This is a genomic window from Sorangium sp. So ce426, assembly GCF_051475585.1.
Classification (GTDB): domain Bacteria; phylum Myxococcota_A; class Polyangia; order Polyangiales; family Polyangiaceae; genus Sorangium; species Sorangium cellulosum_B.
The window spans coordinates 491243-504897 of the sequence record NZ_CP150341.1 but is presented as its reverse complement, the minus strand read 5'-3'; the positions used below and the strand labels follow the sequence as shown (position 1 = coordinate 504897).

Annotated in this window: 11 protein-coding genes; 4 read left to right on the top strand and 7 right to left on the bottom strand. The window is 73.9% G+C overall.

Translation table 11 applies throughout. The annotated features are described in order from the left end of the window. Positions 1–2 precede the first annotated feature (2 nt). The 7 genes from WMF44_RS01905 to acpS form a co-directional block, all read right to left on the bottom strand. Positions 3–1037, bottom strand: a complete 1035-nt coding sequence (locus WMF44_RS01905; protein ID WP_437297414.1) for a sulfate ABC transporter substrate-binding protein — start codon at positions 1035–1037, stop codon at positions 3–5. Between the two features lie 17 nt (positions 1038–1054). Beyond that, positions 1055–1378, bottom strand: a complete 324-nt coding sequence (locus WMF44_RS01900) for a DUF2325 domain-containing protein (protein WP_437297413.1) — start codon at positions 1376–1378, stop codon at positions 1055–1057. A 159-nt stretch (positions 1379–1537) separates the two neighbouring features. Continuing rightward, a complete protein-coding gene (locus tag WMF44_RS01895; protein WP_437297412.1) occupies positions 1538–2212 on the bottom strand; it encodes a helix-turn-helix domain-containing protein in 675 nt (224 codons plus the stop codon). 59 nt (positions 2213–2271) lie between these two features. After that, positions 2272–3615, bottom strand: coding sequence for an NAD(P)/FAD-dependent oxidoreductase (locus WMF44_RS01890; RefSeq protein ID WP_437297411.1), 1344 nt, complete (start codon positions 3613–3615; stop codon positions 2272–2274). Positions 3616–3719: 104 nt separating this feature from the next. Then, a complete protein-coding gene (locus tag WMF44_RS01885; protein ID WP_437297410.1) occupies positions 3720–4403 on the bottom strand; it encodes an RNA polymerase sigma factor in 684 nt (227 codons plus the stop codon). Between the two features lie 258 nt (positions 4404–4661). Continuing rightward, positions 4662–6458, bottom strand: coding sequence for an NAD(P)H-hydrate dehydratase (locus WMF44_RS01880; RefSeq protein WP_437297409.1), 1797 nt, complete (start codon positions 6456–6458; stop codon positions 4662–4664). Continuing rightward, positions 6455–6943, bottom strand: a complete 489-nt coding sequence (gene acpS / locus WMF44_RS01875) for a holo-ACP synthase (RefSeq protein WP_437297408.1) — start codon at positions 6941–6943, stop codon at positions 6455–6457. The genes WMF44_RS01880 and acpS overlap by 4 nt, the downstream gene beginning before the upstream one ends. A gap of 384 nt (positions 6944–7327) precedes the next feature. On the opposite strand from acpS, the gene WMF44_RS01870 reads away from it, so the two are divergent. From WMF44_RS01870 to WMF44_RS01855, 4 genes are all read left to right on the top strand, one after another. Further along, positions 7328–9067 (top strand): Eco57I restriction-modification methylase domain-containing protein, encoded by a 1740-nt coding sequence (locus WMF44_RS01870; RefSeq protein ID WP_437297407.1) that lies wholly within the window; start codon positions 7328–7330, stop codon positions 9065–9067. Between the two features lie 74 nt (positions 9068–9141). Then, the gene (locus tag WMF44_RS01865; protein WP_437297406.1) at positions 9142–11382 is read left to right on the top strand and encodes a DUF4139 domain-containing protein; all 2241 of its coding nucleotides are present in this window, start codon (positions 9142–9144) and stop codon (positions 11380–11382) included. 19 nt (positions 11383–11401) lie between these two features. Next, positions 11402–13111: a DUF4139 domain-containing protein gene (locus WMF44_RS01860; protein ID WP_437297405.1), complete on the top strand. Its 1710-nt coding sequence runs from the start codon at positions 11402–11404 to the stop codon at positions 13109–13111. A gap of 175 nt (positions 13112–13286) precedes the next feature. Beyond that, positions 13287–13643: a cupin domain-containing protein gene (locus tag WMF44_RS01855; RefSeq protein WP_012232951.1), complete on the top strand. Its 357-nt coding sequence runs from the start codon at positions 13287–13289 to the stop codon at positions 13641–13643. Positions 13644–13655 lie beyond the last annotated feature (12 nt).

The following is a 13655-nucleotide window of genomic DNA, read 5'->3' as shown; positions in this document are numbered from 1 at the left end:
ACTTACTTACCGGCCTGGTAGATCTGGTCGAAGACGCCGCCGTCGGAGAAGTGCGCCTTCTGGGCTTTTTGCCACCCCCCGAACACCTCGTCAATCGAGAAGAGCGCGACCTTCTGGAAGACACCCTCCGACTCGGCCGCCGCGAGGATCGCCGGGTTGCGCGGGCGGTAGAAGTGCTTCACCGCGATGCGCTGGCCGTCCTCCGTGGAGAGGAAGGCGAGGTACGCCTCCGCCGCCGCCCTCGTCCCGCGCCTGTCGACCACCTTGTCGACCACCGCGACAGGCGGCTCGGCGAGGATGCTGATCGACGGCACGATCACCTCGAATTTGTCCTTACCGCTCTGCTTCACCGCGAGCAGCGCCTCGTTCTCCCAGGCGATCAGCACGTCGCCGAGCCCACGCTCGACGAACGTCGTGGTCGAGCCGCGCGCCCCCGTGTCGAGGACGGGCACGTTCTTGAAGAGGCGGCCGACGAAATCCTTCGCCTTCGCCTCGTCGCCGCCCGCTCGCTTCAGCTCGTACCCCCACGCAGCGAGGTAGTTCCACCGCGCCCCGCCGGAGGTCTTCGGGTTCGGGGTGATGACCGCCACGCCCTCCTTCACGAGATCGTCCCAGTCCTTGATGCCCTTGGGGTTGCCCTTGCGCACCAGGAAGACGATGGTCGACGTGTAAGGAGCGCTGTTGTCCTTGAGGCGCGCCTGCCATCCCTCCTTGATCAGCCCGGCGGACACGACCGCATCGACGTCGTAGGCGAGCGCGAGCGTGACCACGTCCGCCTCGAGCCCGTCGATCACCGACCGGGCCTGCTTGCCCGAGCCGCCGTGCGATTGCTTGACGGTGACGTCCTGTCCGCTCTGCTCCTTCCAGCGCTTCGCGAAGGCGGCGTTCACCTCTTCATAGAGCTCGCGCGTGGGGTCGTACGAGACGTTCAGTATCTGCACCGACCCCGACTTCGAGGCGCCGGCCGCGTCGCCCTTCGAGCACGCCGAGAGCGCCAGCGCCAGCACACAACAAAGCATCGTCATCAAGCGTCGCATCGATCGTTCCTACTCCCTTAGCCAGTCGCGAGATAACGCGCTTCCCGCTGCGCGAGCGCGTCGAGCAGCTGCTGGAAGCGCGAGGCGCCGATGCGCCGGGCCATGAACGCCGCGCGGCCGAGCTTCTGGCAGAGCTTCTTGGCGAGGAGCACGCCGCCGTGGCTGTTCACGTCGGTCAGCACGATCACGAGATCGGCCCGCTCGATGGCCGCCCGCAGCTCCGCCGCCCCGCGGCCGCCCGTGTTGCCCGTGTGAAACTCCAGATGGTGCCCCGCCTGCAGCGCCATCCGCTCCAGCTGAGCCTGGTTGCGATCCAACCCACCAATCCAGGTGATCCGCATCGCTCCGCCTCCTTGCGTCTAGCAGCGGGTGGCCGCCGCTATAACGGACATATCTCACGCTAAAGCAGAGGGCGCAAGGGAGATCTGCCAAAATAACGGAGGACATGTCTTGGATACCGGAGGGACACGAGGCTGGCGAGGACCGGAAATGGGGCGGGGCTACCCGCGCGAACCGTAGGTCATGACGAGGTACATGACGGCCTCGGCGCTGCCCGGGTTGCGGTAGCTGTGCGGGCTGTCGGCCTCGAACAGGATGGCGTCGCCGGTCTCGAGCAGGCGCCGCTCGCCGGCCACGGTGATCTCCACCGAGCCCTCGGTGACGATCAGGTTCTCCGCGGTGCCCGGGGCGTGCGCGTCGGCGTGCTCGACCGAGCGCGGCGCGAGGCGGAGCTCGTAGAACTCCACGTTGCGCGGCCGGTCCATCGGGAAGAGCGCCCGGGAAGAGAAGTCGCCGTTGCGAGACCGCAGGATGCGCGCGTGCGAGGCCTGCATGACGGTCGTGACGGGCGAGGTCGCCTGGCTCATCAGCGCCGAGAAGGGGACCCCGAGGGCGCGCGCGATCTTCCAGAGGACGTTGATGGTCGGCGTGCTCTGGCCCAGCTCGATCTGCCCCAGCATCGCCCGGCTCACCCCGGACGCCTTCGCCAGGCGCTCGAGCGACAGGCCCCGCTCGGCCCGGAACCGCTTCAGGTTGGAGGCGACGACCGGCGTGAGATCCGACGCGTCGTCGAACGCCGGGTCGTCCCCGCCAGGCTCGCTCGCCGGGGGCGGGGGTGGGGACGGCGGCTCGGCGGCCGCCGATCGCGCGGGGGTCTGGGCTCTGCGTGCCTTCACTGGACGCGTATCCGCCATGGTGGAGGGCGCGCGTCAAGCGAGCGGGGGGAAGGGCGCGCTCAGGGGCCGCCGGAGACCGCCTCCGCGACCGGGCTCGCGGGCGACGGGCGACGCACCGAAGGCACGGGCGCCGCCAGGAGCACCGGCGAGGTATGGCCGGTGATGAGGCGGGCGCCGCGCTTGAAGGTGATGTACTGCCACATCCACGCGAAGATGACGGTGAAGCGGTTCCTGAAGCCGATAAGGAACAGCACGTGGACGGCCAGCCAGGCGAGCCACGCGAGCGTGCCCGACATCTGCAGGCGCCCGACCTTCGCGATGGCGCGCGAGCGGCCGATGGTCGCCATCGTCCCCTTGTCGAGGTAGGCGAACTGCCCGCGCGGGCGGCCCTCGAGATCATCGAGGATGCAGCGCGCGACGAAGCGCCCCTCCTGGATCGCGGCCGGGCTGAGGCCGGGCACGTCGACGCCGTTGCGGTCGCGGAGCGTGGCCATGTCGCCGATCGCGAAGACGTTCGGGTGCCCGGGGAGGGAGCAGTCCGGCCCGACCTTCACGCGGCCGACGCGATCGAGCTCGACGCCGAGCGCGCGCGCGAGCGGGGTGCCGCGGACCCCCGCGGCCCAGATGACGGTCGCGGCGGGGAGGCGCTCGCCGTCCTCGAACTGCACGCCGTACTCGTCGATGCTGCGGAAGCGGCGCCCCTTGATGACCTCGACCCCGAGGGACGTGAGCTGCTCCTCGGCGCTCGCCGAGAGGCCCTCCGGGAAGGCCTGGAGGATGCGGGCGCCGATCTCGACGAGCAGCACCCGCGAGAGCGAAGGGTCGAGGGAGCGGAAGTCGCGCGCGAGGATGTACCGCGCGAGCTCGGCGAAGGCGCCGGCCATCTCGACGCCCGTGGCGCCGCCGCCGATGACGACGAACGTGAGCAGCCGCCGCCGCGCCGCGGGGTCCTCCTCGCGCTCGGCGGCCTCGAAGGCGAGCAGCATGCGCTCGCGGATGGTGAGCGCCTCGTCGAGGTTCTTGAGCGCAGGCGCGAACCGGGCCCACTCCTCGTGGCCAAAGTAGTTGTTCGTCGCGCCGACCGCGAGGATCAGGAAGTCGTAGTCGAGCGGGTCGCCGTCGACGGTGACGCGCCGCCCGGCGAGGTCCACGCCCGTCACCTCGCCGAGCAGGACCCGGACGTTGCGCTGGCGCGACAGGACAGATCGGATCGGGACCGCGATGTCGGCCGGCGAGAGGCTGGCCGTCGCCACCTGATAGAGCAGCGGCTGGAACAGGTGGTGATTGGTCCTGTCGACGAGGGTGACCCGGACGGGCGCGTCGCGGAGCGCCTTTGCCGCGTTCAGGCCGCCGAACCCTCCGCCGACGATCACGACGTGAGGCTCTCTCGCGGTCGTTGCCATGGTGCCTCCTGGCGAGGAACGCTTCCTCGGTGGCACGACGATGGTAGGGGGCGCGGATCACCGCGGCAAGCAGGCGCAGCGCGCGGGCGCGGCGCCGCGATCGCTCATGCCGCCGCGGCCTTCACGTCGCTGCTCGCCTCGGCCTTGCCGTCCGGCGCTTCGCCGCGCAGCACCTCGGCGAGCAGCTTCCGGCCGCGGTGCAGGCGGCTCATGACGGTGCCGACCGGGACGCCCAGCCGCGTCGCTGCGTCCTTGTAAGACATCTCCTCGAGGTCCACGAGCACCAGGGTGTCACGGAAGGTCGGCGGGAGCGTCGCGAGCGCGCGCCGCACGCCGGGCGAGAGCGCGTGCATGTCGGCGCAGCGCTCCGGCGCCGTCCACGCGCACGGGTCGGTCGCGAGCACGTCGAGGGCGTTGCGCTCGCGACGGCTGCGCCGGCAGCGGGTGATGAAGACGCTGAAGAGGATCTGGTGCACCCACGCCCGCAGGTTGGTCCCGGGCTCGTAGCTCCCCGCGAACCGGAGCGCGCGCTCCACCGTGTCCTGCACGAGGTCCTCGGCCGTCGCGGGCGTCCGGGAGAGCCGCAGCGCGCGGCCGAAGAGCTCCGGTGTCATTTCGACAAGGCCCCGGAGCAGCTCGTCGACCGCTCCCCGCGAGCCCTCTCCCGGCGCCGTCCGCGCCGCGCGCGCCACACCGAAGGACGGCCCGCGCCCGAGCGCGCGCGTCGCGCCGGGCGGCGGCGCTGGGTTCGAGGACCGGGTGGGGGCATGTGCGGCGTGGACGAGCATGGCGGGACCTCCTGCGTCACCGGCACTGGCAAGGCAGGTGCCACCGCGCGGACCTCGCGAAGGCCGCGAAACACGCTGAATGGCGCGGGCGGAGACACGCGGGCGCGTGTCAAATCGACAGCAGGGAGAGCGGGCGCGCCAGGGTGGCGAGCCACCCCGCGGCGCGCCCGGCCCGGCGGCCCCACCCGCGCGAGCGCCGGGCGAGGCGTCCAGCCGAGCGGGCGCCGGGCGGGGCGTCGGGCGGAGCAGGCGCTCGCGTCACGTCGAGAGCGGGTCGCTCCCGGCGGCCAGCGCGGCGATCAGGCCCGGGACCAGCTCGGCGATCTCGCCCGCCAGCAACCCCCGATCGCTGCCCGTCTGCGCGCGCCACACATCACCGGCGAGCGCGTGGATCAGCACCCCGGCGCTCGCCGCGGCGGTGGGATCCATCGAGCACAGGAGGGCCGCGATCATCCCGGTCAGGACGTCGCCCGAGCCGGCGGTGGCGAGCGCGGGGTTGCCCGCCATGCAGATGAACATGCGGCCGTCCGGGAGCGCGATGATCGTGCGCGCCCCCTTGAGCACGACGATCGCCCGGGTGAGCGCCACGGCCTCGCGCACGGCGCCGAAGCGGTCCTCCTCGACGGCCCGCGCGCTCCGGCCGAGGAGCCGCCCGAGCTCGCCGGAGTGCGGCGTCATGATGAGGCTCCCGCGCGCGGTCGCGAGCGCCTCCGGGCGACCCACGAAGTGCGTCAGGGCGTCCGCGTCGACGACCTTCAGGCCGTCCCAGCCGAGCACGACGTGATCCACCGCGGCCCGCGCCCGCTCGTCGAGGCCGAGGCCCGGGCCGATGGCGACCGCCCGCCGCCCGGCGAGCGCGCCGTCGAGCGACGCCGCGATGCGGGCCGGATCGATCGAGGTCGTCATCAGCTCCACGACGCGCGACTCCATCGCGCGCGCGGTGTCGGCCCAGGTGCAGATCGTCACGAGGCCCGCGCCCGTCCGCATCGCCGCGCGCGCGGTCAGCAGCGCGGCGCCGAGCTTGCCCGGCGAGCCGGCGATGACGAGCACGTTGCCCGCCTGGTGCTTGTAGACGCTCGCCTCGCGCGGGCGCAGCGACGAGCCGATCGTCTCCTTGCGGAGGACCTCCGCGACGTGGCCCACCTGGGCGAGGATCGGCCGGTCCGGGACCCCGAGATCGACGACGTGCACGTTGCCCGCGAGCCGCGCGCCCTCGGGCGTGAGCAGGCCGATCTTGAGGTGGCCGAAGGTGACCGTCTCGTCGGCCTGCACCGCGGCGCCGAGCGGCGCGCCGCTGTCGGCGTCGAGGCCCGAGGGCACGTCGAGCGCGATGCAGAGGCAGGTCGCCGTGTTGAGGACGCCGATGACGTCGGCGAGGTGGCCCTCGATGGGGCGGTCGAGGCCCGTGCCGAAGATCGCGTCGACGAGGAGGTCGGCCTCCGCGAGCGCGACCTCGAGCGGGGCGAGGGACGCGCCCGGGGGGAGCTCGGTCAGCGCGCCGCCGAGATCCACGTACGCGTCGTGGTTGATGCGGCTGTCGCCGGTGACCTTCTCGGACCGGGCGGCCAGGAAGACCTGGACCTCCGCGCCGCGGGCGAGGAGGTGGCGCGCCACGACGAAGCCGTCGCCGCCGTTGTTGCCGGCCCCGCAGACGACGACGACGCGGGCGTGGAGGGGGTACGTCGCGGGCTGCCCCGGGCTCGGGACGTGCCGGACCGGGAACGATCGGATGCGCGCGGCGCGGGCCTCCTCGGCGGCGCGGCGGCCGTTCGGCGGCGGCGGGACGCTCCCGGGGCGGCCCCGGAGCCCCGCCCCGGAGGGCAACGTCGCCGGCCAGAACGCCCGCGCGGGCGAGAGGCCGGACGCGAGCGGGTGCGGCGCGCGGTGCGCGGCGTCGCCGGGCTGCCCGGCGCTGCGCCCCTCGATGATCGCCGAGATCACGTCGGCGGCGCCGCGGCCGGCGTTCTCCATGAGGACGACGCCGGGGACGTGGCACTGGTGGATCGCGTGTTTGTCGAAGGCGCGCATCTGCGCGCGCGATAGGACCGGAATCACGAGCGCTCTTTCCCTTCGTCCAGGCTGGATCGGCTCTCGCCGTCCTCGTCCTCTTCGCTCCGAGATCGGCTCTCGCCGTCCTCGTCCTCCACGGTCGGGGATCGGCTCTCGCCGTCCCCTTCCAGGATAGCCACCGCCGCCGCCACGCCTGCATCATGCGTGATCGACAGGTGGACCCGCTGGACGCCCATGCGCTCGGCGAGCGCGCGCGCCGGGCCGTGGAGCGCCATCGTCGGCGGCATGCGCGGCGCGCCGCGCACCTCCAGGTGGTGCCAGCTGACGCCGGGCGCGCCGGCCATCGCCTTCACCACGGCCTCCTTCGCGGCGAAGCGGCCCGCGAGCGCCGTCGCCCGGTCCACGCGGTGCGCGAGCGAGCGGCGCTCCGGCTCGGACAGCACCCGCTCCCAGAACCGCTCCCCCCACCGCGCGAGCGCCTCCTCCATGCGTCCGATGCCGCAGACGTCGATGCCGATGCCGAGGATCACGCGCCCCCCTCGCTCGACCGAGCGTCCGGGCCGGCGGCCGGCGGTTGCACGGCGCCTCCGCAGGCGACGCTCGCCGCGATGCGATTGGCGGGACGGACAGACACGGGGAAGGCCATGTGGCGACTCTACCCTATTCGATGGCGACGCCTCCTGAAACGCGATCCGCGCCTCGCCCCGAGCGCGGAAGCGGAAGCAGACGCAGACGCAGACGCGGAAGCAGGCGCAGAAAGCGCCTCAACGGCGGCACGCGAGCGGGGAAGAGGCCCGGCGCGAGGCGGCCGGCCGCGGCCTCAAGCGTCGCGAGCGCGCCGCGACCGCGCGGCGAGCCCGGCCGTGGAGCGTCGCCCGCGCGCGCCGATCGCGGCTACCATGCTCGCGGCGCCCATGCAGACAGCCCTCGATCTGACGGTCATGCTCCCGCAGAGCGCCTACGATTACGGCGAGCGCTCGTCGGGCGAGGCCCACGGCGTGGTGCTGACCAAACCCCACGTCGTGAATCTCATCCTCGATCTCGCGGGCTACACCGCGGACCGGGATCTCGCGTCGCTGTCGCTGCTCGAGCCAGCCTGCGGCCACGGCGCGTTCCTGGTCCCCGCCGCCGAGCGGCTGATCCAGTCGGCGCGCCGCCACGATCGCGACCTCCTCGATATCGAGCCGGCGATCCGCTCGTACGACGTCGAGCGAGACCACGTCGACCGCGCGCGCCTCGCGGTCGCCGGCGCCCTCGCGCGGCTCGGGCTGCCGCACGGCGACGCGACGCGCCTCTCCGAGGCCTGGATCGCCCACGGCGACTTCCTGCTCACCAGCCAGGGACGCCGGTTCGACGCGGTGGTCGGCAACCCGCCCTATGTCAGGATCGAGCAGCTCTCGCCCGAGCTCCAGGAGGAGTATCGACACCGGTACAGGTCGCTCTACGACCGCGCCGATCTCTACGTGGCGTTCATCGAGCGCGGCCTCGAGCTCCTCGCGCCCGGCGGCGTCCTCTCCTTCATCTGCGCCGACCGGTGGACCCTCAACCGGTACGGCGCGCCGCTCCGCCGGCTGCTGTCGAGGTGGTTCCGGGTGCGGTGCTACGTCGATCTGCGCGGCGCGTCTCCCTTCGAGTCCGAGGTCGTCGCCTACCCGTCGATATTCGCCGTGTCGCCCGGCAAGACGGGGAGCGTCCCTGTCGCGACGCTGCGCACCGCCTCGCCGGAGGAGTGCGAGGCCGCCTCCGCCGCTCTTCGACACGCGGAGGGACACGCGGAGGGACGCGCGGAAGGACGCGCGGAAGGACGCGCGGCGGAGCGCGGCTCCGGCGTCGCCGTGTCGGAGTACGCTTCCTGGTTCGAGGGCGACGACCCGTGGGTGCTCGGCTCGCCAGAGCACCTCGAGGCCCTGCGCGCGCTCGAGGCGCGGTTCGCGCCGATCGAGGAGGTCGGCGGGACGCGCGTCGGCATCGGCGTCGCCACCGGGAGCGACAGGATCTACATCGTCGGCGAAGAGGTGGATATCGAGCGTGATCGCCTCGTGCCGCTCGTCATGCGAGACGATATCGAGGACGGCCGCATCCGCGACGCCAGGCGGTTCGTCATCAATCCCTTCGGATCCGACGGCAAGGTGGTCAATCTCGAGGAGTACCCCAGGCTCTCCGGGTACCTGCACGCGCACGAGGCCGAGATCAGGAGGCGCTACATCGCGCGGCGGGGCGGCGCCGGCTGGTTCCGCACCATCGATCGCGTGGTTCCGGGGCTGACCACCGCCCCGAAGCTGCTCGTCCCCGACATCGCCGGCTCCAACGAGGTGGTCTATGACGAGGGCAGGTTCTATCCGCACCACAATCTCTATTTCATCACCTCGGAGGGCTGGGACATGGAGGCCCTCGGCGGGCTGCTCGGCTCCAAGGTCGCCCTCTTCTTCGTGTGGTCCTACGCGGTCAAGATGCGCGGAGGCTACCTGCGCTTCCAGGCCCAGTACCTGCGGCGGATCCGCCTGCCCCCGCCGGAGAGCGTCACGGAGGAGCTGATGAGCGATCTCCAGAGCTCCTTCCGGCGGCGCGACTTCGACAGGCTCGACGAGCTCGCGCTGCGCGCCTACGGCATCGACGCGCTCCCCGGGTTCGGCTTCCTCGACACGAGGAGATAGCCCGCTATCCGGGCCCACGCGCGGCGTGGTACCGTCGCGCTCTCACGGGGCGTTCGCGGGCGAGGGGACGAGCGATGACGGCCGAGAAGATCGAGTGCGCCAGCCGTATCGAGGGGGTCGTCGTGTACGCGCGCGGGGCGATCGTCACCCGCCGCGTCGAGCTCGCGGCGCCGCTCCCCCGGGGGGCGGTCGAGATCTCGGTGCCGGGGATCACGCCGCTCGCCGAGCCGGGGAGCTTCCGCGCGCTCATCGACGCCGCGGGCGGCGCCGCCGCAGGCGCCCCGGCGGGCGCGGCGGCCTCCGGGCCCGCGCGCGACGTGCGCGACGTGATCGGCGTGCGCGCGCGGCTCGTCGTGCCCCCGGCGCCCGTCTCGAGGACGGCGCTCTCCGCCGAGCTCCGCGAGCTCGAGCTCGCCATCGCGCGCCTGTCGGCGGAGCGCGACCACCTCCGCCTCTGGCGCGACCAGCTCGGCGCCGTCTCGCTCGATCCGGAGCTCGCGCGGCGCTTCCGGCCGGGCGACCCGGCGGCCCGCATCCGCGACGCGCTCGCGGTGAGCCGCCTGCTCTCGGACGAGCTCGCCGCGCTCGACGCCCGCGCCGCCGCGCTCGACGCGGAGCTCGAGCGCGCCCGGAAGGATCTCCTGGCCGCCCAGCTCGACGCCGCCCAGGCCACGAGCGGCGAGGTCGAGGAGCGCGACCCGGCGCGCCTCGACGTCGTCGTGCGGCTCGCGCCGGAGCGCGGCGGCGCGGCCGGGGAGCCGGCGCTCCGGCTCGAGTACGCCGTGTCCGCCGCGCGCTGGTGGCCCGCCTACGCGGCGCGGTTCTCGCGCGGCGCGACCGAGGTCGCCTTGCAGCTCGACGCCCTCGTCGCGCAGGCCTCCGGCGAGGACTGGAAGGACGTGCGCCTCGCGCTCGCCACCGCCGATCTCGTGCAGGACACGCGGCTCCCGGAGCTCGCCTCGCTGCGGCTCAGCCGCGCGCAGCGCCCCCCGCGCCGCGGCTACCGCCCCGCGCCGGAGGGGCTCGACGCCATGTTCGAGGGGTTCGACAGCTTCGTCGCCGCCCTCCCCGAGCCGGCCGCGCCGACCACCGCGGCGCCTGGAAAGTTCCCGCGCGCGCGGGAAGGCGACGAGGCCACGCGGAACCGGGCCAGCCCGGAGCCCTTCGCGGCGATGAAGAGGCCGGCGGCGCCTGCGCCGTCCGGCCCGGCCGCCCCGCCACCCCCGGTGCAGGCCGCCGCGCCGATGGCGTTCGCCCCGCCGATGCCGCTCGCCGCGCCGGCGCGCAAGTCGCGCGGGCTGTCGCTCCCGTCGTTCGGCGGCGGCCACGGGGCGCCGCCCCCGCCGGCTCCCCAGGCGAGCGCGCCCCCGGTCCCCCGCAGCGCCCTGGGCTCCGCGGCGAGCGCCGAGGCCGCGGCCAGCCTCGAGGAGGAATGGCTCGCCCCCGAGCAGGCGCAGGAGGGCGCCGGGGCCGCCCCGGCGCTCGAGCCCGCGCAGGTCGAGGAGTGGCTCGACTTCGACGCGCTGCACCTCCCCGGCGCGGGCAAACAGCGCGGCCGGCTCGCGCGCGACGAGCCCGGGCCCTCGCGGCGCGACGCGCGTCGGGCGGAGCAGGACATCGCGGACCTCGGCGCCCCGCCCCGGGCCGTGGATCCGCGCGACTCGCGCGGGCAGTTCGACCACCTCTACGTCGGCGAGAGCGCCGCCGACGTGCCGTCGAACGGCAGGCTCCACCGCGTCGCGCTGGGCGCCGCGCGCGCCCCCGCCGCGCCCCGGTTCGTGACCGCGCCCCGCGAGGCCGCCGAGGTCTACCGCGAGGCGCGCGTCGAGAACCCGTTCGACGCCCCGCTGCTCGCGGGGCCGGTCGACATCTTCGTCGACGGCGCCCTCGCGGCGCAGTCCGCGCTCGGCCGCGTGGACCGGGGCGGCCTCCTCCGCGCCGGCCTCGGCGTCGAGGAGCGGATCCGGGTCGCCAGGAACGCGCGCGTGGACGAGTCGAGCGCCGGCCTGCTCGGCGGCTCGCTCGCCGTCGAGCACGCGGTCGTCATCGACCTCTCCTCGTCGCTCGGGACGGGCGTCGAGGTCGAGGTCCTCGACCGCATCCCGGTGACGGACGACAAGGACGTCGAGATCAAGCTCCTCTCGTCGCAGCCGAAGGCCGAGCCGTACACCCAGGAGGAGCTCGGCGAGCCGGTGCGCGGCGGGCTGCGCTGGCGCGTCCCGATCGCGCCGGGCGGCAAGGCCTCCGTCGCCTTCACCTACCGCGTGGTGTTCTCGTCCAAGAACGAGATCGTCGGCGGTAACCGTCGAGAATAACAAAGGAAACGAGCGCACCATGGCAACGGATGCGAGCGGTTCGGACCGGGCTGGGCGGAGCGCCAGCGGGGGCGGAGGGAGCGACGGGAGCGGCGACCACGAAGGCGCCCGCGCGCCGCACCCGAGCGTGGCGCGCGCGGTGACGCTGTTCGAGGATCGCGCCGAGGTCGTGCGCGCCGCGCGCGTCGAGGTCCAGGCGGGGGCGCAGTGGATCGCGATCGGCGGCGTCTCGGTGTTCGTCGACGAGCGCACCGTGCAGGCGCGCATCGCGGGCGCGGGCGCGGACGCGGTGCGCGTGACGGCGGCGCGCGTCCGGTGGAGGGCGCACAGGGAGGCGGCGCTCGGCCGCGAGGCGATCGACGCGCTCGAGCGCGAGGAGCGCGAGGCGTCGCTGCGGGCCGGCGCCGCGGAGCGCGCGCGGGACCGGGCGTCGCGGCGCGAGGCCCACCTCGACCAGCTGCTCGCGAAGTGGGCGCGGGCGATGAGCGAGGTCCCGAAGGACGCCGGCGAGCCCGCGCGCCTCGCCTCGTGGCGCGGCGGCGCCGAGGCGCTGCACGCGGCGCTCGCCGAGGCGCTCGGCGCGTCGGCGGACGCGCGCGCGGCGCGGGCGCGCGCCGAGGAGGACGCCCGGCGCGCCGCGGCGCGGCTGCGCGAGGGATCGGTCGAGCAACCGCGCTACGAAGCGGTGATCGAGGTCGAGGTGCACGCCCCCGCGCCGCAGCCCGTCGATATCGAGCTGACGTACCGCGTCGCGTGCGCGATCTGGCGCCCCGAGCACCTGGCGCGGCTCGCCGCCGGCGCCGCGGTCACGAGCGCGGGCGGCGCGGCGGCGCAGGGGCCTGGCGGCTCGATCGAGCTCACCACCTGGGCGGCCGCGTGGCAGGCGACGGGCGAGGTCTGGGAGAACGTCGCCGCGCGCTTCTCGACCGCGCGGCCGTCGAGGAGCGCCGAGGCGCCGCTGCTCGAGGACGACGTGCTCCGCGCGCGGCGCAAGACGGAGATCGAGCGCCGCCGCGTGATCGTCGAGGCGCGCGACCAGGCGATCGCCGCGGCCGGGCTCGACCGCGGGGCGCGGGCCGTCGACGAGATGCCGGGGGTGGACGACGGCGGCGAGCCGCTGATCTTCGAGGCGGCGGAGCCGGTGACCCTCCCCTCCGACGGCCGCCCGACGCGCATCGAGATCGCGCGGCGCTCGCTCCCCACCGAGCTCGCGCTGGTGCTGTACCCCGAGGTCCACCCCGCGGCCCACCTGCGCGCCACGGTGACGCTGGACGGCGGCGGCGCCGGCGGACGGCCGCGCCCGCTGCTGGCAGGCCCGGTGCGCGTCGCCCGGGGCGGCAGCCTCATCGGCCGCGCCCGGCTCGATTTCGTGGGCGCCGGCGAGCCGTTCGAGCTCGGCTTCGGCGTGGACGACGCCGTGCGCGTGCGGCGCACCGTCGACGAGGAGCAGGACACCGCCGCGATCACGGGGAGCCGCAAGATCCGCCGGCGTGTGAAGCTGTCCGTGTCCAACCTCTCCAGCAACGTGAAGCGGGTGCTGGTCACCGAGCGGATCCCTGTCAGCGAGGTGGCCGAGGTCGAGGTCGCGCTCGGCGAGGCCCCCGGCTGGATGCTGGACGAAAAAGACGGATTTCTCCGTGGCCACGTCGAGCTCCCTCCGAAGGGGTTGAAGACGATGTCGTTCAGCTACGAGCTCCGCGCCGCAGCGAGCGTGGTGTTGCCTTTTTGAAGCCAGGAAACGCAGAGAGCGGGAACGTGGAAGGAGAGAAGGAGAGAAGCACGGAAGCCGCGACGCCGACGGCCGCCGTCGCACGGTTCGCGCGGAGCGCCGTTGACAGGACGCAGTGCGCTTCTGTAACGAATCGATCTTCCAGCGGCTTCACTCGTGAAGGAGGAGGATCGCCATGAGGCAGCAGATCGACGGGGCCGTGGTGCTGACCGCAGCCGACGAAGACGTGATGGAGTATTTGCCCAACCGAGGCGTCTTCATGGCGCAGCTGCTGGGAAGAGACCGCGGGAACGCCTTCGGCTTCTACAGGGGCACGATGGGCCCCGGCTGTGAGATCTCGCGCGAGCTCCACACGGAGACCACCGAGACCATCTACATCCTGGCCGGGCAGGCGCTCGGCATCGTCGGCGATCGCGAGGTGCCCCTCGGCCCCGGCCAGATGATGCACGTCGAGACGAACGTACACCACGGGCTGCGCAACACGGGCGCCGGGCCGCTCGAGTTCCTCGTCATCGGCCACCCCGATTTCTGATCGCGCGGTCCG